This is a genomic window from Novosphingobium mississippiense (genome assembly GCF_044029535.1).
In the GTDB taxonomy this organism is placed as follows: Bacteria; Pseudomonadota; Alphaproteobacteria; order Sphingomonadales; family Sphingomonadaceae; genus Novosphingobium.
This window is the reverse complement of sequence record NZ_CP147001.1, coordinates 3590319-3613593: the sequence shown is the minus strand read 5'-3', so window position 1 is coordinate 3613593 and position 23275 is coordinate 3590319. Positions and strand designations below refer to the sequence as shown.

Below are 23275 nucleotides of genomic sequence, written 5' to 3'. Positions count from 1 at the left end.
CACGCTCCCTCTCAGGAACAAGCGGAATCCCCACCTTTGCAGGGATGACGGGGTATGTATGGCAACGGAATTGGTCGCAGAAACAGGAGAAAGCAGGGGACGCTGATCGCCCCCTGCCCTCCAGTTACTCGCCGTGCTTCTTCGGCCGGGTCGGCTCCACCATGCCCGGCGAAATGAAGCCCAGCGGCACCACTTCCATGGCGCGCTTCTTCAACTCGCCCTTCATCCGCGCGTATTCGGATTCCATTTCCTCGGTCACCGTGGCGCGGCTGTCTTCCAGAGCCTCATCGAAATCGGCCTGGTTCACCGATTCCACGTCGGCCCCACGCTTGCGGATGGCAATCAGGCCGGCGCGGCGCACCACGTCTTCCAGATCGGCACCGGTGAAGCGCTCGGTCCGCGAAGCGATGTCCTTGAGCGAAACGTCGTCCGCCAGCGGCATCTTCGCCGTGTGGATGCCCAGGATATGCACGCGCCCGCCTTCATCGGGCGTGCCGACATAGACCAGTTCGTCAAAGCGACCGGGGCGGAGGAGCGCCGGATCGACCAGGGTCGGCCGGTTGGTAGCGCCGACGAGCACGACCGACTGAAGTTCCTCCATCCCGTCCATCTCGGCCAGAATGGTGTTCACCACTCGTGCCGTGACTTGCGGCTCACCCATCGAACTACCGCCACGCGCGGGCACCAGGCTGTCGATCTCGTCGATGAAGATCACGCAGGGCGCCACCTGCCGCGCGCGGGCGAACAGGCGGGCGATCTGCTGCTCACTTTCGCCATACCACTTGGACAGGAGGTCGGACGACTTGATCGAGATGAAGTTCGCCTCCGCCTCCTTGGCCACGGCCTTGGCCAGCAGCGTCTTGCCGGTGCCGGGAGGGCCATAGAGCAGGAAGCCCTTGGCCGGCCGGATGCCCAGCTTGCGGAAGGCTTCGGGATTCTTGAGCGGAAGTTCGATCCCCTCCTGAAGCTTCTGCTGCGCCTCGTCGAGGCCGCCGATGTCGGACCAGCCGATATCGGGCACCTGCACCATCACTTCGCGCATCGCGGACGGCTGCACCCGGCGCAGCGCCTCCACGAAGTCCTCGCGGATCACCTGCAGGCTTTCCAGCACATCGGCCGGGATCGTGCGCGCTTCCAGATCGAGCCGGGGCATGATCCGGCGCACCGCCTCGATCGCGGCTTCGCGCGCCAGCGCGGCGATGTCGGCGCCGACGAAGCCGTGCGTGGTGCGTGCCAGTTCCTTCAGGTCCACCTTGTCGCCCAGCGGCATGCCGCGGGTATGGATGCCCAGGATTTCGCGGCGGCCGTTCTCGTCCGGCACGCCGATCACGATCTCGCGATCGAAGCGGCCGGGCCGGCGCAGTGCCTCGTCGATGGCATCGGGCCGGTTGGTGGCGGCAATGACGACCACGTGGGCGCGGCTGTTCAACCCGTCCATCAGCGTAAGCAGTTGCGCGACAAGGCGCTTTTCCGCCTCGCCATGAACCTGGTCGCGCTTGGGGGCGATGGAATCGATCTCGTCGATGAAGATGATCGCCGGCGCCGCCTTGGCGGCCTGGTCGAACACCTCGCGCAGCGCCTTCTCGCTCTCGCCATAGCCGGAGCCCATGATTTCGGGCCCGTTGATCGAGAAGAAGTTGGCCTCGCTCTCGTTGGCGACGGCCTGCGCCAGGCGGGTCTTGCCGGTACCCGGCGGGCCATGCAGCAACACGCCCTTGGGCGGGGCAACGCCAAGGCGAGTGAACAGCTCGGGATAGCGCAGCGGCAGTTCCACCATCTCGCGCAGTTGGCGGATGGTATCGCCCATTCCGCCGACATCGTCATAGTTGACGTCGCCGCGCCCAGCGTCGGCTTCCTCGAACAGTTCGCGCAGCTCGACTTCGGTATTCTCGTCGATGTGGACGATGCCGCGCGGCGTGGTGGAAACGACGTTGAGGCGGATCTGCGTCAGCGCGAAAGCCGGTGCGTTGAACATGCGGCGCAGTTCGGGCGGAATGTCCGCGACCTGCTGCTGGCCGGTGGTGGCAACGATATCGCCCTGCACCATCGGACGGCCGAAGAAGTTGCGCTTCAGCGCGGCGGACGGCCCCTGCAGGCGCATTTCCTTCTGCGCGGGCGCGAAGACCACGCGTTGCGCGGGCCGCGATTCCGCCTTGCGAACGGAAACATGATCGCCCGAGCCGACCCCCGCGTTCACGCGCTGAAGCCCGTCCAGCCGGATCACTTCCAGCCCTTCATCTTCCGGATAGGCCAGCACCGCCCGGGCGACCGTCGCGGTCTTGCCCGTCACTTCCAGCACATCGCCTTCCATCGCCCCGATTGCCGAGAGCGAGCCGCGCGACAGCCGGGCGATGCCCTGGCCGCTTTCTTCCTGACGGGCCGCCGCGACTTGCAGCTTGGCCACCCGTTCGTCCACCTGGGTTGGGACTTCCGCCATGTGTGTCCTTTCAAGTTCCCGATGCTGGTCCTGGCGCCTCGGCCCCCCGGATGGGCAAGGCCGATGCGATGGGAACGTGATCAAGGAGCTAGGTATGCGGCTTCAGGATTTCAAACGGGTCAGGCCCAAGAATAATAAGGCCATGATACCGGGCAATGACGCCGGGAAAACCTCCACGCGACGCAAACCGCATCCATTTCGCCGGAAATGGGCCTGTCTGCCGGGCACAAAAAAAGACCCGGACGTTGCCGACCGGGCCGTGGAAGTTTTGGGAGAGGATGCCTGAAAGGCAGGTTCTGTATGCCTTGGGCCGGCCAATTGTGCAAGTGCGAAATGGCCATTTTCTAGTTGCAAAACTATCAACCTATGTTGCGCGACATCGAACTACACTGCGTAATTCAAGAAAAATCACGTATTTATAGCCATTTGGAAAGTGAATCGAGCCTCACGATTGACGCGATCGCAATCGACAGGGCGATGGATGACGATGGGTGTGGTCGTCGTGGGAAAGCGTTGTCTGCTGCGGCGCGCAATTTCCTTGCCTGGCTTAGTATCTGACATGCCACCACAATCGCTTCCCACCGGCTCCCAACCGAATCGGGAGCAATCTCTGTGTGGCGATTCCCCACGTAAAAAGCCGGCCCCGCCCGGGCGGAACCGGCTTTATCGAAATGGCGCTGAATCAGTGCGCGAACAGCAGCGCCGGCGCCCCGGCATCGGCCAGGAAATAGGCGGTAACCCCGCCGAACAGGAATTCACGCATCCGGCTCTTGCCATAGGCGCCCATCACCAGCAGTTCCGCCTGGGCCTGCCGCACGGCGGTGGCCAGCGTCTCCTCGGTGGAACCGTGCCGTGCCAGTTCCTCGAACTCGGCCTGGATGCCGTGGCGCGATAGATAACGCAGCGCATCGGTCGCCGGGAAGCCGCCCGGCTTCTCCGTCACCGTCACTACCTTCACCGACGGGCAACTGGCCAGGAGCGGGATCGATGCCCTGAGCGCGGCCGCCGATTGCTCACCGCCGTCCCATGCGATCACCGCGCAGCGGATCGGCAGGCTACCTCTCGGCTCATCGGGAAGCGCCAGCACCGGCGCGCGGGCGGTCAGCGCCACTTCGCCCACCATACCGCTCGATCGCGAAACGATCACCAGATCGGCAAGCCGCGCCGCTGCCGCCAGCGCAGGCACCGGATCATCCTCACTGCGGACCACTTCGAAAGGCACGTCGCCGCGCGTCAGCCGGGCTTCCACCGCTTCCGCGGCGGCATCGTCGTCGGCACGGGCGCGATCCAGCGCTTCGCTGATCACATAGCTGCCGCCCATCGGATCCATGGCGATATAGCGCGAGACCGGGGTGTCGACGAGGACGGTGACATGGCCGCCAAGCTGCCGCGCCAGTTCGATGGCAGTATCGACGCGGGCGTCGCTTGCAGGCTTGCGGTCGGCGTTCACGAGTATCGAGCGCATGGCATTCCTCCGTCTCTATCCGGTCCAGCTTAGGCGTATGATATGCCGCCGCCATGACCGAGATCAAAGCCTCAATCGCCCCGGCCGATTTTCCCGCATCCGCCTGAGCATCGGGCTTTTTCAACTCGGCACGCCGTCGATCGAAAGCTGCGCGGCCCGCCCGAACAGGTCGAGCACGACGGCCTCGCGCTCTCGGGATCGGATCGCCGCTTCGAAATGGATGCGTCGCGTCGGCCGGGGCAGGATTTCAACCAGCGTGCCGCGGGCAAGTTCCCCCCGCACCATGGTTTCGGGCAGTACGGCGGCGCCCTGCCCGCAGGAGACGATCTCGATCAACGTCCTCACATTGTTGCAGGTGTTCAGCGATAGGGGCGTGGGCCCGCCAGCCGCGAAAGCCGCCAATGTCACGGCATGGAGCGGCGAATGATCGGGCAGCGACCATACCGGCAACGGGCTGGAAAACCCGCCCGCCGCCGCCACCGCGGGGCTCGCCGCCCAGACCAGCTCCACCGCACCGATCGGGGCGATGCGGATGCCGGGACTTGCCACCGGCCCGGCCAGGAACACGATATCGCGCGTGCCGGCCAGCAGTTGCTGCAGCAGACGCGCGGTGAGATCCAGCTCGATCTCCATGGTCACCCCCGGCCTTTCGCGCTCCACTGCGGCGATGAAGCCGGGTAGGCAGGTGGCCGCCGCGATCTCGCCCGAGCCGATCCGTACATTGCCGGTCGCCCCGGCGAAATCGCTGGCCTCCAGCAGGACCTGTTCCAGCCCCTGCCGCAGCGGTTCGGCCGCCTCCACCAGCCGGCGCCCGCGCGCGGTCAGCACCATGCGCCTACCGTCGCGCTGGAACAACGGCACGCCGAGCTGCTCCTCGATCTCGCGCACGCGGGCAGAGATCGCAGGCTGCGTGGTATTGAGTCTTTGCGCTGCACCTGCGAACGTGCCGAGCCGATCGATCCACATCAGCGTTTCGAGGTGGAAGAGGGCGATACGTTTCATAATGCCTGATTATCGAATCCGATAAAAAACAATCGCTATTCGTAATGGGATTGGCTGTCTAGGTTCGCTTCCAAACGGGAGAACAGCATGAACAAGATCTACCCCAGCGCCAATGCCGCGCTGGATGGGCTGCTGAAGGATGGCCTGCTGATCGCCGCCGGGGGCTTCGGCCTTTGCGGCATCCCCGAGCGGCTGCTGGACGCAGTGCGCGATTCGGGCGTGAAGAACCTGACGTTCGCCTCCAACAACGCCGGCATCGACAACGAAGGCATCGGCAAGCTCCTGCGCACCAAGCAGGTGGCCAAGATGATCTCGTCCTACGTGGGCGAGAACAAGGAGTTCGAACGCCAGTTCCTCTCGGGCGAGCTGGAAGTCGAATTCTGCCCGCAAGGCACCTTGGCCGAACGCATGCGCGCCGGCGGCGCGGGCATTCCCGGCTTCTACACCAAGACCGGCGTCGGCACCCAGATCGCCGAGGGCAAGGAAGTGAAGGTCTTCCGGGGTGAGGAATATATCCTGGAGGAAGGCATCTTCGCCGACCTCGCCCTGGTGAAGGCATGGAAGGCGGACGAAAGCGGCAACGTCGTGTTCCGCAAGACCGCGCGCAACTTCAACGTGCCCGCCGCCACCTGCGGCAAGGTTTGCGTGGTGGAAGTGGAAGAGATCGTCCCCACCGGCGCGCTCGATCCGGACGGCATCCACCTGCCGGGCGTCTTCGTCCAGCGCCTGGTGCTGGGTGCGCCTTACGACAAGAAGATCGAATTCACGACTACCCGCGAAAGGGAGACCGCCTAAATGAGCTGGACTCGTGACGAAATGGCCGCCCGCGCAGCGAAGGAACTGCAGGACGGGTTCTACGTGAACCTCGGCATCGGCATCCCCACGCTGGTGGCGAACCATGTGCCGGCCGGCATGACGGTGACGCTCCAGTCCGAAAACGGCATGTTGGGCATCGGGCCGTTCCCCTATCCCGATGAAGTCGATGCGGACCTGATCAACGCCGGCAAGCAGACCGTCAGCGAACTGCCGCAATCAGCCTATTTCGACAGCGCCACCAGCTTCGGCATGATCCGTGGCGGCCATATCGACCTGGCCGTGCTGGGCGCGATGGAGATTGCCGAGAACGGCGACATCGCCAACTGGATGATCCCCGGCAAGATGATCAAGGGCATGGGCGGCGCGATGGACCTCGTCGCCGGCGTGAAGAAGATCATCGTCGTCATGGAGCACAATGCCAAGAACGGCGATCCGAAGTTCATCCCGGCCTGCACCCTGCCGCTGACCGGCAAGAACGTGGTCGACATGATCGTCACCGATCTCGCCGTGTTCCAGCGCCCCGATCATCAAAGCCCGTTCAAGCTGATCGAACTGGCTCCGGACGTGACGGCCGACGAAGTCGCCGCTAAGACCACGGCGCATTATGTGACCTGAGGGTCGCGACACCGGCGCAAAGGAGAGTTCCGAATGGCTTACACACTGATCACCGCCAATCGGAACTACTCCAGCTGGTCGCTGCGGCCGTGGCTGCTGATGAAGGCGCTCGGCATCGATTTTGCCGATCGGATCGAGCCCTTCGCCGCCACCAACTACGAGGCATTCCGCAGCTTCTCGCCCACCGGCCAGGTTCCCGCACTGATCGACGGCGATCGGACGGTATGGGATTCTCTGGGCATCACGCTCTATCTGGCGGACCGTCACCCCGGCGTCTGGCCCACCGACGAGGCTGCCCGTGCCTTCGCGCAATGCGCCGTTGCCGAGATGCACGGCGGCTTTTCCGCCCTGCGCAACGACTGCACGATGAACGTCGGCGTGCGCGTGCGGCCCAAGGCGATGCGCCCGGCGCTGGTGCGCGATGTCGCCCGTCTGCGCGAGATCTTCAGCGAGGGGCTCTCCCGCTTCGGCGGCCCGTGGCTGGCCGGGGAAAGCTTCACCACGCTGGATGCCTTCTTCGCGCCGGTTGCCTTCCGTATCCGTACATATGGCCTCGACGTCGGAACGTGCCAGTCCTGGGTCGATACCGTGCTCGCCCATCCGGCGATGAAGCAATGGGAAGCCGAAGCGCTGGCCGAAACCTGGCGCGAGGAAGGGCACGAGGCGGAACTTGCCGAGGCTGGAGAAGTGATCGCCGATTACCGCAATGCGGGCTGAGCTAGTACCGACGATGCAGGAGCACGATGTCGTCGGCCCGAACGATTGAGCGGATCTAAGATTCCGCCAAGGCGGAGCCCCCGCTGGGCTGGCGCCCGGACCGACATTGCCGGCGTGCTGAACGCGCTTCGCCGGAGCGATCCCCGGCCCTATGCCGATGATCCGGAACGGATATCGCCCGTGCTGGGGCAGGCAATCCGAACGCGGCGTCTTGCCCGCGTCATGGAGCTGGCGCAGTCTCCGGCCCGAAATCCACGCCCGAATCCATGGGAGAAGCCCGCATGACCGATCTCGCCCAGATCCCGCTGACCCGCATCGACGGCAGCGCCGACAGCCTTGCCAATCACGGGGGCAATGTCCTGCTCGTTGTCAACGTCGCTTCCAAATGCGGGCTGACGCCGCAGTACGAAGGGCTGGAAAAGCTTTACGAAGACTACAAGACCAAGGGGTTTGAGGTGCTGGGCTTCCCGGCAAACGACTTCGGCGCGCAGGAACCCGGAACCGATGAGGAAATCGTCGAGTTCTGCCAGTTGAACTACGGGGTTTCGTTCCCGCTGTTCACCAAGGCCGATGTCACCGGTGACGCCAAGCAGCCGCTCTATGTCGCGCTGACCGGCGCCATCCCCACCAAACAGGGCGATGTCGACGGCATGAAGGAACGCTTCAAGGGCTATGGCATGACGCCGAATGAAGATCCCGAAGTGCTGTGGAACTTCGAAAAGTTCCTGATCGCTCGCGACGGTTCGGTCGTCGGCCGCTTTGCGCCCGGCACCGCGCCGCAGGATCCCCTTCTGGTCGACGCGATCGAAGCGCAACTGGCGAAGTGAGCGTGCGCGGCGAGGGTTGAGCGCTCAACCCTCGCTGCTCAATCCTCGCTGCCCAATTCTCGCTGCTCAATTCTCGCTGCTCAGCCCGCGCCGGTCGCGACCGGACGCGCGGGATCGGCGATCCACTCGCTCCACGACCCCGGATAGAGGCGCGCACCGGCGAGACCGGCGTGGGCCATGGCAAGGGCGTTGTGGCACGCCGTCACACCCGATCCGCAAGACAGGATCGCCGGCTTGCCGTCCAGCAGCGCGGCGAAGTCGGCGGCCAGCTGATCTGCCGGTCGGAAATGACCATCGGGCCCCAGATTGTCGCGGAAAAAGCGGTTGCGCGCGCCGGGAATGTGGCCAGCCACGGGATCGATCGGATTGGGATCGCCGCGGAAACGCGAAGGATCGCGCGCATCCAGCACTTGCGCGGCAGCGCCGTCGATATTGGCCAGCACGCCATCGGCATCGACGGGAGCCGGCACCAGCGGTTCGCCCGCCTGAAAATCACCCGGCCGCGCGGGTCCGGCACCCCCGGTTTCCATCGGAAGCCCCGCTGTGACCCAGGCCTGCTTGCCGCCGTCCAACACCGCAACCGGGGTGTGGCCCGCCCAACGCAGCAACCACCACGCCCGCGCGGCCCATGCGCCGCCGTTCGAATCGCAGGCAACCACCTGCTGCCCTTGCCGCAACCCTTGCGCCCGCAGCCATGCCGCGAAAGCGACGCGCGAGGGCAAAGGATGGCGTCCGTTGCGGCCATCCGGCGGTCCGGCAAGATCATCGTCCAGATGGGCGTAGCGCGCACCCGGCAGGTGCCCGGCGCGATAGGCTTCCCGCCCCTTGTCCGGCGCGCCCAGTTCGAATTCGCAATCGAGGATCAGCACATCCTCGCCGGCGGCGAGCAAGGCGTGGAGATCGGAAACCGAGATGAGCGTTTCGTAAGCCATTCCGGCCTCTTAGCCGAGCAGGCGGGCGAAAAGGAACTCCTCGTCCCGCTGTTCACCGACCATGAAGTGAATGTCGGCGACTTTTCCGAAACCATAACGGGCGTAGAACTTCTGCGCGCCTTCGTTGCCGCTCCAGACCGAAAGCTGGACCTCGTCCGCACCGTGATCGCGCGCGGTTTCCAGCGCCCAGTTCATCAGGCCGGCACCGATGCCTCGCCCGGTCGTATCGGGATCGGTGTAGAGCTGCTTGAGTTCGATCACGCGCTGCCCGCGCGCATGTTCGGGCCAGCCGCAGTCCATCACCAGCTTGCAGTAACCCAGCAGCTTGCCGTCCGCCTCTGCCAGCATCACCCGCATCCGGGGATCGGCGATCTCCTTGGCGATCTTCGCTTCGCTATGCGATTCGGCTAGGAAGTTGGCGAGATCGACCGCCGTGTACATATGCCCGAACTTGGCGACGAAGCTGCGCACGCCCAGATCCGCCAGTGCGGCCGCATCCGCGGGCATCGCGGGACGCAGATCCATCACAGTTCCTTCGTCATGCAGATCGAGAAATCGTCGGCCACATAATTGCCGAAAGGCGGGCATTCCGCGAAGCCGTTGGCGCGATAGAGGCCATGGGCGGGATGAAACGGTTCCGGCTTGCCGGTCTCCAGGCTGACCCGCGCATAGCCCCGTGCACGTGCCTCTTCCAGCAGGCGCAGCAGGATCGCCTTGCCCACGCCCTTGCCGCGATAGGCCGGATCGGCGCGCATCGATTTCAGTTCGCCATGGCCATCGTCGAGATGCTTGATCGCCCCGCATCCGGCCAGTCGATCACCGTCCCACGCCGAAAAGAACGTCACATCCGGCTGACGCAGCCGATCTGCAGGCATGGCGTGAACGCTTTCGGGCGGGGACCACTTGTGCATCTCGTCCAGATGGAACTGCAGGAGATCGAGCACGGCACGACCGGACAGGTCGTCTTCGATGATGGTCAGCGTAAGCGTCAAGAACTGTCCCCGGAATGCTTGTCCGCCTTGCGGCGGCCCATGCGCATGCCCGCTTCCAGCCGGCCGCGCAACTGCGTGTAGTAGGCTTCCAGAAACGCGCGTTCGTCGTTCCAGCCGTCATTGCGGTCGATCTTGTGCGCGATCGTCTGGTAGACGCTCTCCAGCGCCTGCTCCCGATTATCGCGCAGCACACGCTCCAGCGCCTGAAGCTCGTATTCGCCGTAGACCGCCAGTTCCGCCTCGGTAAAGCGATAGGCCCGCGTGGGCGCGGATTGCAGGTCCTCATCCTCGCCCAAAGTTGGCGGCGCGGTAATCGACAGCGCCGCCTCCAGCTTGCGGCGTGGCCGTTCCACCACCCAGGATCCGGCGATCACGTCGCCCGCGCGCAGGCTGTCGCGGTTGAACAGCGGGAACAGCAGGAAGATCGCGAACCAGCCCGCCGCAGTCAGCCAGCCGGCGCCGCTGCTGACGCCCGCCGTCATGATGAAGACGATCGGCAGGAACAGCTCGATATCGCGCAGCAGGTTGCGGGCGATCACCATCTCTGCGGTCAATCGTCCGCCGTCGCGGGCGGCGATGCGGATTCCCGCCAGGCGCTTGCCCGGCGTCGCGCCGCGCGGCCCCAGTTCGAAGAACAGGAAATAGGCGTTGCGAAACAGGAATATCGCCACCACCCAGACGATCACCAGAAACTGCATGGCATGGCCCAGCGCGCTGTTCGTCTCCAGCGTGCGATCGATCTTTGCCGCCCCGCCGGCGATGTAGACCAGCCCCACCGTCGTCGCGACCATCAGCACGATCATCACGATGAAATCGATGACCAGCGCACCGATCCGCGATCCCCGGCTGGCGACCGTGATCGGCAGGCTGATCCCCTCCGGCGTCACCAGCAGGCGATCGCGGGTGGAACTACGGCGGCGCATGGCTTTCGCTCTCATGCCCGGCGCACCCGGTTCGCGCCGCCGCGAAAGGCGAAGAAGTAGGCACACCACGCCGCCAGCATGAAGCCGCCGATCACGAAGCGCCCGAACGTCTGGTCCACCATCTGGCGGGCAAACCCTTCCAGCAGCGCGGCGATCACCAGCATCAGCACCACGCCGGTCATCACCACGGCGGCGCGCCGCCCCGCCTCGGACGCTGCGCGCAGGACCGTGCGGTTGCCCGGAAACGCGATCGAGCGCCCGACATGAAGCCCGGCCGCACCCGCCAGCAGGATCGCGAAGAGTTCGGTGGTGCCGTGGACCGCCAGCCAGCCGATCAGATCGATCAGCAGCCCCTTGCCGTTGTAGAGCCAGAGCAAGGCCCCCAGACTGGCGGTATTCTGCACCAGCAGCAGCAGCGTCGGCACCCCGAGCGCGAAGCCGAGCGAGAAGGCCAGGATGGACACTTGCGCGTTGTTGCTGAATAGCTGCGCCGCAAAGACGCTCATCCCCGATTGCCCGGAATTTCCGAAAAGCGAGGCATGCAGCACCGCCCGGCTGGCGCCGGGCACACGGTTTCCGGCCATGTCCGGCGACATCAGCGAAAAATACCACTCGGTATCGTGGGCGACCAGCAGCCAGCCGACCACGGTTCCGGCCACCATGACCGCAAGCGCGATCAGCACGTCGACCCAGATCGAGCGCACCGCGGCGCTGAGGCCACCGCCCAGGAAGCCGCGCAACCAGTCCCACAACGAGGAACGCGGGCCGTAGACGACGAACCACGCGCGCTGCACCAGCGCTTCGAGATAGGCCAGCGTCGCCGCGTCGAGCGAGGTTTCGCGCGCGATCGAGAGGCTGGAGGCAACCGTGCGGTAGAGCCCGGGCAGGGCCAGCAGATCGTCATCCGAAAGACGACGATATCGGCCCTTTTCCATCCGCGTGACGATGGCTTCCAGCCGCTGCCAGTCCGCTTCACGCTCCAGCCGGAAACGGTCCGAACGCAAGGCGGCGCGGGCGATCGCATTGGCTTCGGCGGTGGAAGAGGTGGCGGAGATCGCGTTCATCCGATCGCTCCCGAACGCTTGATGGCAAGATAGGCGTCGATCAACCGCGTGCCGATCGCCCCATGCGGCGCCTCGATCACCTCCACGCCCATCTGGCGCAGTTGGCGCGTGACCAGTTCGCGCTGGCGCAACAACGAGTCTGCGGAAACCGCCATGGACAGCGTCTCCATATCATCGGGCGAGGCGGCAGAGATGCCTTCCAGCTCCTCGTCCGCGATACTGACGAACAGCACCAGATGCCGCGCGACCAGCCGGCCGATCGATTCGATCATCAACTGCGCGCTGGTGGGATCGGCGAATTCGGAAAACACCACGATCAGCGAGCGGCGTTCCAGCCGGGCGGCCAACGTGGCCAGCGCCAGCGTGAAGTTCGGTTCTTCCGAACGGTATTCCAGCCCGGCCGCAGCGCGCTGCAACCGGAAGAAATCGCGCGATGCGGCGATGAAGGGCGTCGATACTTCCGGCCGGGAAGCAAAGCCGAACAGCGCCACGCGGTCGCCACCCTTCAGCGCGACATAGCCCGTCGCCAGCGCTGCGGAGACGGCGCGATCCAGCCGGGGCATGCCGTCGACCGGCTCGCACATCGACTGGCCACAATCGAACGCGAAGACGATCTGGTTGTTGCGTTCGGTCTCGTATTCCTTGGCATAGAGATGGACGTGCCGCGCCGACGATTTCCAGTCGATACGGCGGCGGTCCATCCCCGGCTCATATTCGGCCAGCGATTCGAACTGCGTCCCCTCGCCCCGGATGCGCCGCGCGAGCAGGCCGAACTGCGCGTTCTTGAGCAGGATCTGCAAGGCCGGAGAGCGGACTGCCGAAATGTTCGGCCAGACCCGCACGTCCTCGTCCAGATCCCCGGCGATCTGCCTGGCACCCAGCCCCAGCGGCCCGGTCCAGCGCAGCCAGGTACCGCTGACCTTGCCGGTCCCACGGCGCGACGGGCGGAACAGCGATTGCCCGTGCCAGCCCGCTTCGGCGGAGGAGTCCCGCTTTTCCAGCGCAAAGTTCGCGCGGCCGCCGGCCACCAGACGCGGATCGCAGGCGAGCGCCACGTCGACGCGTGAGGGACGTCCCCCGCGCAAGTCTACCCCGGCTTCCAAGGCCGCCTCGGCGCCCACCTCGACATCGCTTGGTACTGTGACACGGAAGTTTTCCAGCCGTCCCGCCAGCAGCGCATCCACGAAAACCAGCGCCAGCACCACCAGCCCCGCGATCGGCGCGACGATCCACGCTTCCGGTCGGGTCGCGCCGATGACCAGCGCGACCGGCGCCGCCAGCGCCAGCAGCGCCCCCGCGCGCACGGTGGGGACCAGAGGGGCGAAGCGAAGGCTCATCGGTTCAGCGCGGTGCCTCGGTCTGGTCGATCAGCTGCGCGACCAGCGTCGATACCTGCTTGCCCTCGATCTCGGCCGCCGGGCTCAACAGCAGACGGTGGCGAAGCACGCTGGGCGCCAGCGCCTTGACGTCATCGGGCACCACATAGTCGCGCCCGTCCAGCGCCGCGCGGGCGCGAGCCGCCCCGGCCAGCAGCACCGCGGCGCGGGGCGAAGCACCGCTGGCAAGGTCCGGGCTTTCGCGCGTGGCGCGCACCAGTCGCACCACATAGTCGATCACGCTTTCGGCCAGCTTCACTTGCGACACGGCCCGGGTGGCTGTCTCCAGCAGGGCGCGGCTGACCACGGGCGCCACGCCGCATTCGGCCGGGGTCGGCGCGCCGCGATTCTCACCGAAGCGGGAAACGATGCGCAGTTCCTCGTCGTGGCTGGGATAGGCGACATCTAGCTTGAACAGGAAGCGGTCCAGCTGCGCCTCGGGCAGCGGATAGACACCCTGGTTTTCGATCGGGTTCTGGGTGGCAACCACCATGAAGTGGTCAGGCAACTGGTGCGCGGTGCCGTCCAGTGTGACGTGACGCTCCTGCATGGCTTCCAGCAGGGCGGCCTGCGTCTTGGGCGGGGTACGGTTGATCTCGTCCGCCAGCAGCAGGTCGCAGAAGATCGGCCCGCGCGTCAGCGTGAACTGGCTGGTCTGGAAGTTGAACAGGTTGGAACCCAGGATGTCGCCCGGCATCAGGTCCGGCGTGAACTGGATGCGGCCGAAATCCAACCCCAGCGACGCGGCGAAGCACTGCGCCAGGAACGTCTTGGCCGTACCCGGAGGGCCTTCCAGCAACACGTGCCCGCGCGCCATCAGCGCGATCAGCATGTGTTCGACAGTCTCGGCCTGGCCGACCACCGCCTTGGCGATCTGCGCGCGAATGTCGGCCGCGATCGCGGCGACTTGCGCAAGGTCGCTGCCATAGTCGGCAGTCTGGGCATCGGTCATCGGGTCAACATCCTTTCGAGCGCATGGAGATCGCGCGCTGCCTTGACGAGGTCTTGCGGACGCCGCGCCTGCCGAAGGCGGGCGGCGATCGCGGAAAAGGGTTCGGCGGACGGGTCGCGCGAATGCAGGGCGCGGTCGATGGCGGCATCCGCCTCGGCGCCGTCGAGCGTGCGCGGCAGTGCCAGCGCGCGGACCAGTCGTTCCCGCGCGTGATCGGCGTAAGGCTGCGCAATCAGGTGCAGGCGGCGGGTGCGGCGCACCAGCCCCGCGGCATTGGCCACCAGCGCGCGCTTGCCGAAGGCGATTGCCCGATCGCTTGCCTGCGCCGGTCCAAAGCGCAGGAACGCCCGCCAGCCCAACACCAGCGCCGCCAGCAGTAGGCACAGCGTGCCCGCAAGGAAGGGCGGCGTGAACGCCAGCGTCAGCAGGTTCTGAGAGCGGCCGAAGCCATTGAACGTAAGGTCGAAGGTGATCGTATCGCCGGGCCGCAGATCAGCCGCGGCGGCCAGCGCATCGACCAGCCTGGCGGCACGAACGTCCGCCATGCCCCAATTGTCGACCAGATCCGGCTCGAACACCAGAATGATGGGATAGAGACCTTCGTCAGGCTCCTCTATCGATGACGACACGCCGGATGCCCGTTCAAGCTTGGGGTAGCGCCCCTCGTCGGCGATGAACCCGGCCAGGATGTGCCCGCCATCGTCGCGCACCAGCGGTGCCACGTCGTCGCCCTGCCCCCAGCTGATGCTGTTACCGGGAAGCGCGCCGGAAAGCCCCAGCCCGCTCCACGCGGGTCGCGCCCCGCCACCCTTGACCGGGACTTGGCCTACGGTGACGTCGTCCAGAAAGCCCTTCCACTCGGCCAGTTGCGTGCCGCCAAGATTGACCCAGCCCTTCTGCGCGCCCTTTTTCAACTGACCGGCCGTGGCGGGATAAGCGTACCACTTCGGCATGACGATCAGCGTGGGCCCGACACGGCGGCGCTGCGAGACGATCTTCTGAAGGTCCTTGCCCTTGGTGTAGACCGGCGGCGTCAGCACCAGCATGCCCGGCTTGTCCAGCGCGCCCACGTTGCGGGATTTGCGAACGGCATAGCCGCGACGTTCCAGATAGCCCGCCATCGCCGCATAGCCGTTCAGGCCGCGCCCTTCGGCATGGGCCTTCCCGTCGTTGGTCTCGCTGAACCCGGTGCCGGTGCCGATCATCCATAGCAACGCGACGAACAAGGCGCAGCCAAGCAGGACGATCGCCAGCACCGACCAGCGGGAGAACGGGTTGGCGCCTACCGCCACCGTCTCGTGATGCGGATCGGCGCCGTTCACGCGAAAAACCGGACTTGCGCGAATTCGGCATAGGCAGCGCGCGCCGCCGCCCAATCCTGCGCATCAAGATCGCGCAGCGCGAACCGGCTGCGCTCGACCCGCTGGGCGATCGTGGCGAAGGCATGACGCCCCTGCTCGGGCAACGCCGGCAACATGGCGATCTCGCGTGCGGTGCTGGCGGGATGGAGCCATTGCGGCCGGCTGGCGCGGATCTGCTGCACGCTGCGGCGAAGCAGCAGGTGCGTCGCTTCGGCAAAGCGCCCTTCGGCGGCAAGCCGATCGGCGTCCGAAAGCAGCGCGTTGGCGTCGGCCTGATCGGGTACCCACTGCTCCACGGCCTCCTCTGCAGGCCGGGCCACGCGATCGAAGATCATCGGACCGAACAGGCGCCAGACCACGAACAGGACCAGCAGGACCGCAAGCGCGATGAGAATGTACTGGAACACCGGCCAGGACATGCCAAGCATCCTGCCGATCGGCCCGAACACCGCTTCCAGCCACTCACCCAGCTTGCGCAGCCAGTCCGGCGTCGTCGGGATCGGCGTGCGCACCGGATGCAACGGCGAATACTGGATATCCGCGGAGCCGCGCACGGCCGCCCAATCGGCAGCTGCGTCGCTTGCCGAACTCCGGGCTGCGGTCGCACCCGCCACTTGTACCCCACCGATTGCCACGGCGGGGGTGATTGGCACGGCCTGCCGCGTCAGACAAGCCGCGCTGCGTTAACAATCTGTCCGTCCAGCGATTTTCCGCTGGCCGAACGAAATCTGCGACAAACCGATCAGCCGCGAGGGCGGGCCTGGCGGTAGGTGCCCAGCGGACGCACGTACTTGCAGTGGAAGGCCAGTTCCTGCAGCGCCGAATCGACGCGCGGATCGCCCGGCGCGCCTTCGATGTCCGCATAGAACGTCGTCGCCGCGAAGCTGGCGCCGATCTGGTAGCTTTCCAGTTTCGTCATGTTGACGCCATTGGTCGCGAAGCCGCCCAGCGCCTTGTAGAGCGCAGCGGGAATGTTCTTCACCTCGAAGATAAAGGTGGTCATCGCCTTCTCGCCCTTCAGCGCGAAGGGATCGAGCGGTTCGCGCGCCAGCACCACGAAACGCGTGGTGTTGTCCGCCGCGTCCTCGACATTGTCCTCGACGATCTTGAGGTCGTAGAGCTCGGCGGCCAGCTTGGGGGCGATCGCGCAGGCCGAAGGATCGCCCAGTTCGCGCACCAGCGCGGCGGCGCCGGCGGTATCGGCATAGGCCATCGGCACGATCCCGCGCTCACGCAGATAGTGGCGCGACTGTCCCAGGCCCTGCGGGTGGCTGTACGCGGCCGAGAACGGCCCATCGCCAAGCGCCATCAAGGCATGGTGAATCGACATGAAGTGCTCACCCACGATCGACAGCCCGCTTTCGGGCAGCAGGAAGTGGATATCCGCCACGCGGCCGTGCTGCGAATTCTCGATCGGGATGATCGCCCGCTCCGCCCGGCCTTCCTTCACCGCATCCAGCGCATCCTCGAACGAAAAGCACGGCAGCGGCAGGGACTGGGAATCGTACTCCAGCGCGGCGCGGTGCGAATTGCATCCGGGCGCACCCTGAAGCGCCATCGCCCGGGCGGGATCGGCGGCGGCAGCCTCCACCATGCGGGAGACGAGGTCGAGCGCGGGTTTGGGATAGGAATTCATGACGATGGCGCGCTTAAGCGGCATTGCGTTCAACCGCAATGGCTCTTGCGCTAACTTGCGGGCAACATTAGGACCTCGAAGCCAAGAGGATCAACATAACAATACCCGGGGCAGTCAGGACATGGACGATCGTTTCAACACCATTGCCGGGTGGACTCTGTTCGCCGGTATCGTCGGTCTAGGTCTTACCAGCATCAGCTCACACTACTTTCGCGCAGACAAGCACAACCGTCCCGAAACGATGGGCTATGCGATCGAGGGTGTTGAAGCGACGGCCGAAGGCGGCGCCGCCGAACCGCCGATCGAGGCGCTTCTCGCCACGGCCGACGCGGCCAAGGGCCAGGCCACTTTCGCCAAGTGCCAGTCGTGCCACACGATCAACGCGGGCGGTGCCAACGGCATCGGCCCGAACCTCCACGGCGTCGTCGGCGAGGAAATCGGCAAGGGCGTGGGCGGCTTCGCCTTCTCCGACGCGCTGAAGGGCGTGGGCGGCAAGTGGGACTTCGACAAGCTGAACCAGTGGCTGAAAAGCCCGAAGGCCATGGCCCCCGGCACCAAGATGACCTTCGCGGGCCTTCCCAAGCCGGAAGACCGCGCCAACGTGATCGTCTACCTCAATTCGCAGGGATCGAACCTGCCGCTTCCGGCCGCGCCCGCCGCCGGCGCGGCGCCGGCCCCCGGCAAGGATGCTGCCGCCGGCAAGGGTGCGGCCCCCGCTGCCGATGCCTCGGCCGCTCCGGCTGCGGAAGCCAGCACCGCCGCGCACTGATCATCGCGTAAAGAAATCCGACTTCGGTCGGCAGAAAGCGGTCCGCAAGGCTTCACCGAGTTGCCTTGCGGGCCGCTTTCGTCATGCGGAAACCGAGATCCGATCGGAAACGGTGCGGTCAGACGCCCGCTTCGGCAAGCGCGCCCGCGAAGCAATCGAGTTGATCGCGGCCCCAGGCCCAGTCTCCCAGACCGCTGGCGGCGTTGATATGGCCCGCCGGCCCTGCCTAGACGAAAGTGCAGCCCCATTGCCCGGCGCGCAGGCTGGCGTGATCGACGGGGCCGTAGGGATCATCGCTGCTGGCGACGATCACACCGGGAAACCGTAGCGGCGATATCGGTGGATGGGCGAAGCGCTGCATGCGCGGATCGGCCTGTTCCCACAGCGTCTGCCAGTGCGCCGGACCGGAACCGCCGATGCCCGGCAGGACGACATAAGTGCTCAGACTTCCTCGCGCCCCTTGAACCCCTTGGCGATCACATACCATTCGGACGAATCCTTGCGGCTGGCCGGCGGCTTCGCGTGCTTCACACTGGTGAAGCGGCGCTTCAGCAGGTTCAACAGTTCGGTATCGGTGCCGCCCGCGAAGACTTTGGCGACGAACGTTCCGCCCGGCGCCAGCGACTGGATCGCAAAGTCCGCCGCCGTTTCCACCAGGCCCATGGTGCGCAAGTGGTCGGTCTGCTTGTGGCCCACGGTATTGGCCGCCATGTCCGACAGTACCAGGTCCGGCGCGCCGTCCAGCGCGCCTTCCAGGGCGGCGGGGGCCTCATCGGCCATGAAGTCCATCTCGAAGATCGTCACGCCCTCGATGGGGTCGGTGGGCAGCAAGTCGATGCCGACGATCTTGGCCTGCGGCCGCTTCAGGCGCAGCACCTGGCTCCAGCCGCCCGGCGCGATGCCAAGGTCGACTGCGCGCTCCACACCCTTGAACAGGTCGAACTTCTCGTCCAGTTCGATCAGCTTGTAGGCCGCGCGGCTGCGATAGCCGTCCGCCTTGGCCTTCTTCACGTATGGATCGTTGAGCTGGCGGGTCAGCCAGCGCGCCGAGCTGGTCGTGCGCTTCTTGGCGGTGCGAAGCCGCTCCTTGGGATCGCGTCCGGATCGGCTCACGGCCGGGTCTCCAATGCTTGTGCGCCCGCCGTGGCGAGCATGGTCTTGTTCGATGTGTGCGAGGCGATCAGGCTGCGCAGGATCCCCTCGCGAATGCCGCGATCCGCGACGCCGAGGCGCGCGGACGGCCACAGGTCGAGAATCGCCTCCAGGATAGCACACCCGGCGACGACAAGGTCCGCGCGTTCGCGGCCGATGCAGTTCAGTTCACGCCGCTCCTCGATCGACATCGAAGACAGGCGTGCGCTGATCCCACGCATCGATTCGGCCGGAACGATCAGCCCGTCCACCATCCGGCGGTCGTACTGCGGCAGTTCCAGATGGAGGCTCGCCAGCGTCGTCACCGTGCCGCTGGTGCCCAGCAGCCGCAATGGCCCGGTCTGCGCCGCACTTTCCCGCGCCGGCGATACGCGCTTGGCGAAGCCCGCGAAGCTGTCCGCCACCAGGCTGTGCATGTGCTTGTAGCGGGCCAGCCGCTCCTCCAGCGTCGCCCCTTCGGGCGGACAGCTTTCGGTGAGCGAAACCACGCCCCACGGCACCGATTGCCAATCCAGGATGCGCGGCACCGTGCCGGTGCTCTCAATCAGGACCAGTTCCGTCGAGCCACCGCCGATGTCGAAGATCATTGCCGGACCCAGCCCGGATTCGAGCAGGACGTGGCAACCCAGCACCGCCAGTCGCGCTTCCTCGCGCGCGCTGATGATATCCAGCGCGATGCCGGTTTCCTGCCGTACGCGCTCGATGAATTCCGGCCCGTTGACCGCGCGACGACAGGCCTCCGTCGCCACCGAGCGGGCCAGGTAGACGTTGCGGCGCATCAGCTTGTCTGCACAGACGCGCAGCGCGCCCAGCGTGCGCTCCATCGCCGCGTCGGACAGGCGGCCGGACTGCGCCAGCCCCTCGCCCAGCCGGACGACGCGGCTGAACGCGTCGATAACCGTGAAATTCTCGCCGGAGGGGCGCGCGATCAGCAGGCGGCAATTGTTGGTGCCAAGGTCGATCGCGGCATAGGACTGGCGCGGATGCTGCCGGGGCAGCATCGCGTCCTTCGCGGTGGCGAAACCGGCGCCGCCGCGCAGTTCCCCACGTACGTTCAGGCTGTGCGCCTCTGCACTGCGCGATTCGGCAACCGCCGATTCGGGCCGGCGCGCCTCGGCGGGACGCGGTTGCGCCGCCAGGTTCTTGCCGGGCTTGCGTGACTTCCCCGATTTCCGGGCCGTGCGCGACTTCGCGCGGCGCGGTGGTGCCGGCGCTCCATTCGCTGATTCTTCGCGCGGCGCTCCGCCTGCCGCGACGGCGCCGGCATCCTTTGCCTGCACCTTCGCCTTGGCCGTGCCGGGACCGGATGGGCGCGATTTGCCCCTCCTCGCCTTGCGCCGCCTGCTGGGGCGGCCTGACACGTCGACTCTTGCTGCCGGCGGATCGTGCTCCGCCATGATTACTAATCTCTTCAAAAAATCTGCCGCCATGCGGGCGGGTACATGCGCCGATGCTAACGCCCCCACGAGAAAGGAGCAAGGGCCGGTAAAAAAGGGTGTTGACCCGAATCACGACCGCTACTAGAGGGGCGCCTCCCGATGCCCCGTCGTCTAATGGTAAGACTACGGATTCTGATTCCGTCTATCGAGGTTCGAATCCTCGCGGGGCATCCAATTTTCCATAAATCGCTGAAGTTGCGGGTTATTTCCCCGGAGTTCGGACGCATGGCGCGCGTTTCCGCCGCTGGCCGTCATGGCGAGGCGGACGCATGGCGGATACGGCAAGCCACCCGCGAATCATCGATCATCGTAGATCCGGCCGCAGACGGTTGCGGCATTCGTCATGGCGCTGATCCAGCCCCGGCGTGCGACGAACCGATTCGCAGTTTGCGCGCTTATGAGCCGTCCGTAATCAGTGTCCCGCCATCGACGACGAGATTGTGCCCGGTGACGAAAGCCCCCGCGTCGGAAGCCAGGAACACCGCTGCACCTGCCACCTCGTGCGGCGTGCCGGGACGGCGCAGCGGCGTCATCGCCATGCGGCGCGCCATGAATGTCTCATCGGCCAGCAACGGGCCCGACAATTCCGTGGCAATGAAACCGGGCGAAATCGCATTGACGCGCACGCCGCGCGGTCCCCACTCCACCGCCAGATTACGCGCCAGTTGCGCGACGCCCGCCTTGGCGAGCGCATAGGCATTGATTCGCCCATTGCCTCTCAGGCCCGAAAGGCTGGACACCAACACCGCCGCACCTCCGCCGCGCGCCGCGATCTTCGGCATGGCGAGATTACAGAGCGAAACCTGACTGGTGAGGTTGATCGCCATGACGCCGGCATAATCGGCCATGTCGAGTTCGGCGAAAGGCCCCGCCTTGCCGGTGATTCCGGCGTTGCAGACCAACACGTCCAACCCGCCGAATTCCGCCACCGCCCGATCGACCAGCGCGGCGAGCGCGTCATCGTCGGTTACGTCACAAGCCTGTCCCGGCATTCCCAGTTCAGCAGCGACGCGCGCGGTGTCCTCCGCGTCCTCGCTGGAAATCACCACGCGCGCGCCTTGCGCGATCAGCCCCGCGGCAATCGCACGGCCGATCCCGCGCGTGGAGCCGGTGACGATCGCGCCCTTGCCGGAAAGGTCGAACATCACGCCTTTCCTGCGGCCTCGTCATAAACGGGATCGACCTGCTCGGGCTTGGCCTCATCCAGCGGTACGCCGTTGTGAAGGTAGGCGGGCGCTTCGATCAGGATGAAGGCAATGCGGCAGACTTCATCGCTGGTGTTGCGCCAGAGGTGATTGGTGCCGCGTTGGATGATGATCCCGCCTTCGCGCACGGTCTTCTTGCGGCCATCCTCCAGCTCCAGCTCGATCTCGCCCTTCATCACGATGCCGTAATCGATCGAGTTGGTGCGATGCATCGGGCTCTGCTTGCCCGGCAGCATATCCACCACCCGGATCACCGATCCACCCTCCAGCGTAGTGCCGGTGGGGCGTTCGCGGCCTTCCGTCTCGTCGTTGTTGTCGGCGGGGACGGTGGCGGTGGTCCAGATCGTCAGGAACGAGGCATCGCCCGAGGGGATCATCTTCGTGGGCGTAACGTCTTCGGAACGGAACACGGCGCGGCCATCCGCATCATGCCCGGTGACGACGCGCTGGATCGCCGGGAGGCCGGAATCGGAAAGAACTTCGCTCATGCCTTCACAACCTTCTGTTCGATGACGCCGAACGGCGCGCGGCCGTCGGCACGGGTGCCCTGCATGCGCACGCTGTCGCCAAAGCGCATGAATTCGGTGCGCGGCTCGCCGAAATCGACCAGTTCGATCCCACGCCGCTCGGCAATGCAGGAGGAGCCGATCTCTCGGTAATTCTCGTTGGAAACGGTGCCCGATCCGATCACCGTGCCCGCCACCAGATCGCGCGTGGCACAAGCGTGGGCGACCAGTTCGTGGAAGCCATGCCCCATCGGTTCGCCATTGGCGGCGCCGAAGCGCTTGCCGTTCCAGTCCACCAGCAGGTCCATGCAGACGCGGCCATTGCGCCACTGACCGCCCAATTCCTCCGGCGTGACCGCGAAGGGCGCCATGGAGCACGGCGGCTTGGCCTGAACCCAGCCGAAGCCGGTCTTCATTTCCGGCCCGGCAAGCTTCCTCAGCGACCAGTCGTTGATCTGCACGATCAGGCGGATATGCTTCAGGCAGTCCTCGGCCGAAGTGCCCATCGGCACGGCATCGACGATCACCCCGAACTCGCCTTCGAAATCGATGCCGAAATCCTCGGTAGGAAAGCGCACATCTTCGGCGGGGCCGTAGAACTTGTCCGAAGTCCCCTGATACATCAGCGGTTTGCCGGTCTTCACCGGCACCACGCCCAGCGCCTTGTCCATCAGTTCCCCGTGGCAGGCGAAAGCCGAACCATCGAGCCACTGCCACGCACGCGGCAGCGGTGCGCGCAGCAGCGCGGCGTCGAGCGCTTCGGGAAACTCCGAAATTTCCGCCAGAACGGGCGCGACGAAGGCCCAGTTTTCCATCGCCTGTTGCAACGTATCTACTGGCGCGGGCGCGAAACGGTCGCCCTCGGGCGAAACGACGACGAGGCGCCCGTCGGGGGTGCCGTCATCGAGAGTGGCGAGGCGCATTGTTCCTTGTTCTCCCGAAATACTCTTTGCTTGGAAGAACGGCTAGCGAAGCCCCCTTGCGGCAACAACGGCATAGGATCGATAGCAAGGCATCGATAACATGCGATGGTCCCCGCTCGCTCCCCGGCGCTAGGTCCGATGAAAATCACGTCACACCGGATCGGGA

26 protein-coding genes and 1 tRNA gene are annotated in these 23275 nt (G+C 65.8%); 8 read left to right on the top strand and 19 right to left on the bottom strand.

Annotated elements, in window-relative coordinates; genetic code table 11:
• Positions 1-124: 124 nt before the first annotated feature.
• Positions 125-2437, bottom strand: a complete 2313-nt coding sequence (locus WBP06_RS17210) for a CDC48 family AAA ATPase (protein ID WP_395330191.1) — start codon at positions 2435-2437, stop codon at positions 125-127.
• Positions 2438-2531: 94 nt separating this feature from the next.
• Here WBP06_RS17210 and WBP06_RS17205 point away from each other — a divergent pair, with 94 nt between their 5' ends.
• Positions 2532-2723, top strand: a complete 192-nt coding sequence (locus WBP06_RS17205; RefSeq protein ID WP_395330189.1) for a hypothetical protein — start codon at positions 2532-2534, stop codon at positions 2721-2723.
• Positions 2724-2803: 80 nt separating this feature from the next.
• Positions 2804-2995 (top strand): hypothetical protein, encoded by a 192-nt coding sequence (locus WBP06_RS17200; RefSeq protein WP_395330187.1) that lies wholly within the window; start codon positions 2804-2806, stop codon positions 2993-2995.
• Between the two features lie 124 nt (positions 2996-3119).
• On the opposite strand, the gene WBP06_RS17195 is transcribed toward WBP06_RS17200, so the two are convergent.
• Both WBP06_RS17195 and WBP06_RS17190 read right to left on the bottom strand, forming a co-directional pair.
• Positions 3120-3902, bottom strand: coding sequence for a universal stress protein (locus WBP06_RS17195; protein ID WP_395330185.1), 783 nt, complete (start codon positions 3900-3902; stop codon positions 3120-3122).
• Between the two features lie 120 nt (positions 3903-4022).
• Entirely contained in the window at positions 4023-4904 is an 882-nt protein-coding gene (locus WBP06_RS17190; RefSeq protein ID WP_395330183.1) for a LysR family transcriptional regulator, read from the bottom strand.
• A gap of 87 nt (positions 4905-4991) precedes the next feature.
• On the opposite strand from WBP06_RS17190, the gene WBP06_RS17185 reads away from it, so the two are divergent.
• From WBP06_RS17185 to WBP06_RS17170, 4 genes are all read left to right on the top strand, one after another.
• Complete coding sequence (locus tag WBP06_RS17185) at positions 4992-5699, top strand: CoA transferase subunit A (protein ID WP_395330180.1); 708 nt, start codon at positions 4992-4994, stop codon at positions 5697-5699.
• Positions 5700-6335 (top strand): CoA transferase subunit B, encoded by a 636-nt coding sequence (locus tag WBP06_RS17180; RefSeq protein ID WP_395330177.1) that lies wholly within the window; start codon positions 5700-5702, stop codon positions 6333-6335.
• A 33-nt stretch (positions 6336-6368) separates the two neighbouring features.
• Entirely contained in the window at positions 6369-7052 is a 684-nt protein-coding gene (locus tag WBP06_RS17175; protein ID WP_395330175.1) for a glutathione S-transferase family protein, read from the top strand.
• Between the two features lie 281 nt (positions 7053-7333).
• Positions 7334-7879, top strand: a complete 546-nt coding sequence (locus WBP06_RS17170; protein WP_395330173.1) for a glutathione peroxidase — start codon at positions 7334-7336, stop codon at positions 7877-7879.
• An 80-nt stretch (positions 7880-7959) separates the two neighbouring features.
• Here WBP06_RS17170 and WBP06_RS17165 read toward each other — a convergent pair whose 3' ends face one another.
• The 10 genes from WBP06_RS17165 to WBP06_RS17120 all read right to left on the bottom strand — a co-directional run bounded on the left by WBP06_RS17165 (position 7960) and on the right by WBP06_RS17120 (position 17115).
• Positions 7960-8811 (bottom strand): sulfurtransferase, encoded by an 852-nt coding sequence (locus tag WBP06_RS17165; RefSeq protein WP_395330171.1) that lies wholly within the window; start codon positions 8809-8811, stop codon positions 7960-7962.
• A gap of 9 nt (positions 8812-8820) precedes the next feature.
• The gene (locus WBP06_RS17160) at positions 8821-9336 is read right to left on the bottom strand and encodes a GNAT family N-acetyltransferase (RefSeq protein ID WP_395330169.1); all 516 of its coding nucleotides are present in this window, start codon (positions 9334-9336) and stop codon (positions 8821-8823) included.
• Entirely contained in the window at positions 9336-9803 is a 468-nt protein-coding gene (locus WBP06_RS17155) for a GNAT family N-acetyltransferase (RefSeq protein ID WP_395330167.1), read from the bottom strand. The genes WBP06_RS17160 and WBP06_RS17155 overlap by 1 nt, the downstream gene beginning before the upstream one ends.
• Positions 9800-10726 (bottom strand): RDD family protein, encoded by a 927-nt coding sequence (locus WBP06_RS17150; RefSeq protein ID WP_395330165.1) that lies wholly within the window; start codon positions 10724-10726, stop codon positions 9800-9802. Before WBP06_RS17150 ends, WBP06_RS17155 begins: the two co-directional genes overlap by 4 nt.
• A gap of 11 nt (positions 10727-10737) precedes the next feature.
• The gene (locus WBP06_RS17145) at positions 10738-11790 is read right to left on the bottom strand and encodes a stage II sporulation protein M (protein WP_395330163.1); all 1053 of its coding nucleotides are present in this window, start codon (positions 11788-11790) and stop codon (positions 10738-10740) included.
• Positions 11787-13127, bottom strand: coding sequence for a DUF58 domain-containing protein (locus WBP06_RS17140; RefSeq protein ID WP_395330161.1), 1341 nt, complete (start codon positions 13125-13127; stop codon positions 11787-11789). Before WBP06_RS17140 ends, WBP06_RS17145 begins: the two co-directional genes overlap by 4 nt.
• A 4-nt stretch (positions 13128-13131) precedes the next feature.
• A complete protein-coding gene (locus WBP06_RS17135) occupies positions 13132-14118 on the bottom strand; it encodes an AAA family ATPase (RefSeq protein WP_395330159.1) in 987 nt (328 codons plus the stop codon).
• Positions 14115-15440 (bottom strand): DUF4350 domain-containing protein, encoded by a 1326-nt coding sequence (locus WBP06_RS17130; RefSeq protein ID WP_395330157.1) that lies wholly within the window; start codon positions 15438-15440, stop codon positions 14115-14117. The genes WBP06_RS17135 and WBP06_RS17130 overlap by 4 nt, the downstream gene beginning before the upstream one ends.
• Entirely contained in the window at positions 15437-16132 is a 696-nt protein-coding gene (locus WBP06_RS17125) for a hypothetical protein (protein WP_395330155.1), read from the bottom strand. The genes WBP06_RS17130 and WBP06_RS17125 overlap by 4 nt, the downstream gene beginning before the upstream one ends.
• 89 nt (positions 16133-16221) lie before the next feature.
• A complete protein-coding gene (locus WBP06_RS17120) occupies positions 16222-17115 on the bottom strand; it encodes a prephenate dehydratase (protein WP_395334241.1) in 894 nt (297 codons plus the stop codon).
• 121 nt (positions 17116-17236) lie between these two features.
• On the opposite strand from WBP06_RS17120, the gene WBP06_RS17115 reads away from it, so the two are divergent.
• Positions 17237-17884: a c-type cytochrome gene (locus WBP06_RS17115; protein ID WP_395330153.1), complete on the top strand. Its 648-nt coding sequence runs from the start codon at positions 17237-17239 to the stop codon at positions 17882-17884.
• 226 nt (positions 17885-18110) lie between these two features.
• Here the strand turns inward: WBP06_RS17115 and WBP06_RS17110 are convergent, their stop codons facing one another.
• Genes WBP06_RS17110 through WBP06_RS17100 form a run of 3 tightly spaced genes read right to left on the bottom strand, consistent with a single transcriptional unit; the run spans position 18111 to position 20433 of the window.
• Entirely contained in the window at positions 18111-18371 is a 261-nt protein-coding gene (locus tag WBP06_RS17110; RefSeq protein WP_395330151.1) for an alpha/beta hydrolase, read from the bottom strand.
• Positions 18326-18997 (bottom strand): RlmE family RNA methyltransferase, encoded by a 672-nt coding sequence (locus WBP06_RS17105; RefSeq protein WP_395330149.1) that lies wholly within the window; start codon positions 18995-18997, stop codon positions 18326-18328. Before WBP06_RS17105 ends, WBP06_RS17110 begins: the two co-directional genes overlap by 46 nt.
• The gene (locus WBP06_RS17100) at positions 18994-20433 is read right to left on the bottom strand and encodes a Ppx/GppA phosphatase family protein (protein WP_395330147.1); all 1440 of its coding nucleotides are present in this window, start codon (positions 20431-20433) and stop codon (positions 18994-18996) included. Before WBP06_RS17100 ends, WBP06_RS17105 begins: the two co-directional genes overlap by 4 nt.
• Before the next feature lie 142 nt (positions 20434-20575).
• Here WBP06_RS17100 and WBP06_RS17095 point away from each other — a divergent pair.
• Positions 20576-20649: transfer RNA gene (locus WBP06_RS17095), tRNA-Gln, on the top strand.
• Between the two features lie 221 nt (positions 20650-20870).
• Here the strand turns inward: WBP06_RS17095 and WBP06_RS17090 are convergent.
• The 3 genes from WBP06_RS17090 to WBP06_RS17080 are packed head-to-tail and all read right to left on the bottom strand — an operon-like array spanning position 20871 to position 23109.
• Positions 20871-21620 (bottom strand): SDR family NAD(P)-dependent oxidoreductase, encoded by a 750-nt coding sequence (locus tag WBP06_RS17090; protein WP_395330145.1) that lies wholly within the window; start codon positions 21618-21620, stop codon positions 20871-20873.
• Positions 21620-22168: a cupin domain-containing protein gene (locus WBP06_RS17085; RefSeq protein WP_395330143.1), complete on the bottom strand. Its 549-nt coding sequence runs from the start codon at positions 22166-22168 to the stop codon at positions 21620-21622. Before WBP06_RS17085 ends, WBP06_RS17090 begins: the two co-directional genes overlap by 1 nt.
• A complete protein-coding gene (locus WBP06_RS17080; RefSeq protein ID WP_395330141.1) occupies positions 22165-23109 on the bottom strand; it encodes a fumarylacetoacetate hydrolase family protein in 945 nt (314 codons plus the stop codon). The genes WBP06_RS17085 and WBP06_RS17080 overlap by 4 nt, the downstream gene beginning before the upstream one ends.
• Positions 23110-23275: the final 166 nt, after the last annotated feature.

Coding starts and splice junctions, on each gene's coding strand:
- WBP06_RS17085 (WP_395330143.1), bottom strand. CDS start 22,168: ATGAGCGAAGTTCTTTCCGATTCCGGCCTCCCGGCGATCCAGCGCGTC.
- WBP06_RS17090 (WP_395330145.1), bottom strand. CDS start 21,620: ATGTTCGACCTTTCCGGCAAGGGCGCGATCGTCACCGGCTCCACGCGC.
- WBP06_RS17175 (WP_395330175.1), top strand. CDS start 6,369: ATGGCTTACACACTGATCACCGCCAATCGGAACTACTCCAGCTGGTCG.
- WBP06_RS17135 (WP_395330159.1), bottom strand. CDS start 14,118: ATGACCGATGCCCAGACTGCCGACTATGGCAGCGACCTTGCGCAAGTC.
- WBP06_RS17180 (WP_395330177.1), top strand. CDS start 5,700: ATGAGCTGGACTCGTGACGAAATGGCCGCCCGCGCAGCGAAGGAACTG.
- WBP06_RS17080 (WP_395330141.1), bottom strand. CDS start 23,109: ATGCGCCTCGCCACTCTCGATGACGGCACCCCCGACGGGCGCCTCGTC.
- WBP06_RS17150 (WP_395330165.1), bottom strand. CDS start 10,726: ATGCGCCGCCGTAGTTCCACCCGCGATCGCCTGCTGGTGACGCCGGAG.
- WBP06_RS17190 (WP_395330183.1), bottom strand. CDS start 4,904: ATGAAACGTATCGCCCTCTTCCACCTCGAAACGCTGATGTGGATCGAT.
- WBP06_RS17195 (WP_395330185.1), bottom strand. CDS start 3,902: ATGCGCTCGATACTCGTGAACGCCGACCGCAAGCCTGCAAGCGACGCC.
- WBP06_RS17170 (WP_395330173.1), top strand. CDS start 7,334: ATGACCGATCTCGCCCAGATCCCGCTGACCCGCATCGACGGCAGCGCC.
- WBP06_RS17120 (WP_395334241.1), bottom strand. CDS start 17,115: ATGAATTCCTATCCCAAACCCGCGCTCGACCTCGTCTCCCGCATGGTG.
- WBP06_RS17185 (WP_395330180.1), top strand. CDS start 4,992: ATGAACAAGATCTACCCCAGCGCCAATGCCGCGCTGGATGGGCTGCTG.
- WBP06_RS17205 (WP_395330189.1), top strand. CDS start 2,532: ATGCGGCTTCAGGATTTCAAACGGGTCAGGCCCAAGAATAATAAGGCC.
- WBP06_RS17160 (WP_395330169.1), bottom strand. CDS start 9,336: ATGGATCTGCGTCCCGCGATGCCCGCGGATGCGGCCGCACTGGCGGAT.
- WBP06_RS17165 (WP_395330171.1), bottom strand. CDS start 8,811: ATGGCTTACGAAACGCTCATCTCGGTTTCCGATCTCCACGCCTTGCTC.
- WBP06_RS17210 (WP_395330191.1), bottom strand. CDS start 2,437: ATGGCGGAAGTCCCAACCCAGGTGGACGAACGGGTGGCCAAGCTGCAA.
- WBP06_RS17140 (WP_395330161.1), bottom strand. CDS start 13,127: ATGAGCCTTCGCTTCGCCCCTCTGGTCCCCACCGTGCGCGCGGGGGCG.
- WBP06_RS17145 (WP_395330163.1), bottom strand. CDS start 11,790: ATGAACGCGATCTCCGCCACCTCTTCCACCGCCGAAGCCAATGCGATC.
- WBP06_RS17110 (WP_395330151.1), bottom strand. CDS start 18,371: ATGGTATGTGATCGCCAAGGGGTTCAAGGGGCGCGAGGAAGTCTGAGC.
- WBP06_RS17100 (WP_395330147.1), bottom strand. CDS start 20,433: ATGGCGGAGCACGATCCGCCGGCAGCAAGAGTCGACGTGTCAGGCCGC.
- WBP06_RS17115 (WP_395330153.1), top strand. CDS start 17,237: ATGGACGATCGTTTCAACACCATTGCCGGGTGGACTCTGTTCGCCGGT.
- WBP06_RS17200 (WP_395330187.1), top strand. CDS start 2,804: ATGTTGCGCGACATCGAACTACACTGCGTAATTCAAGAAAAATCACGT.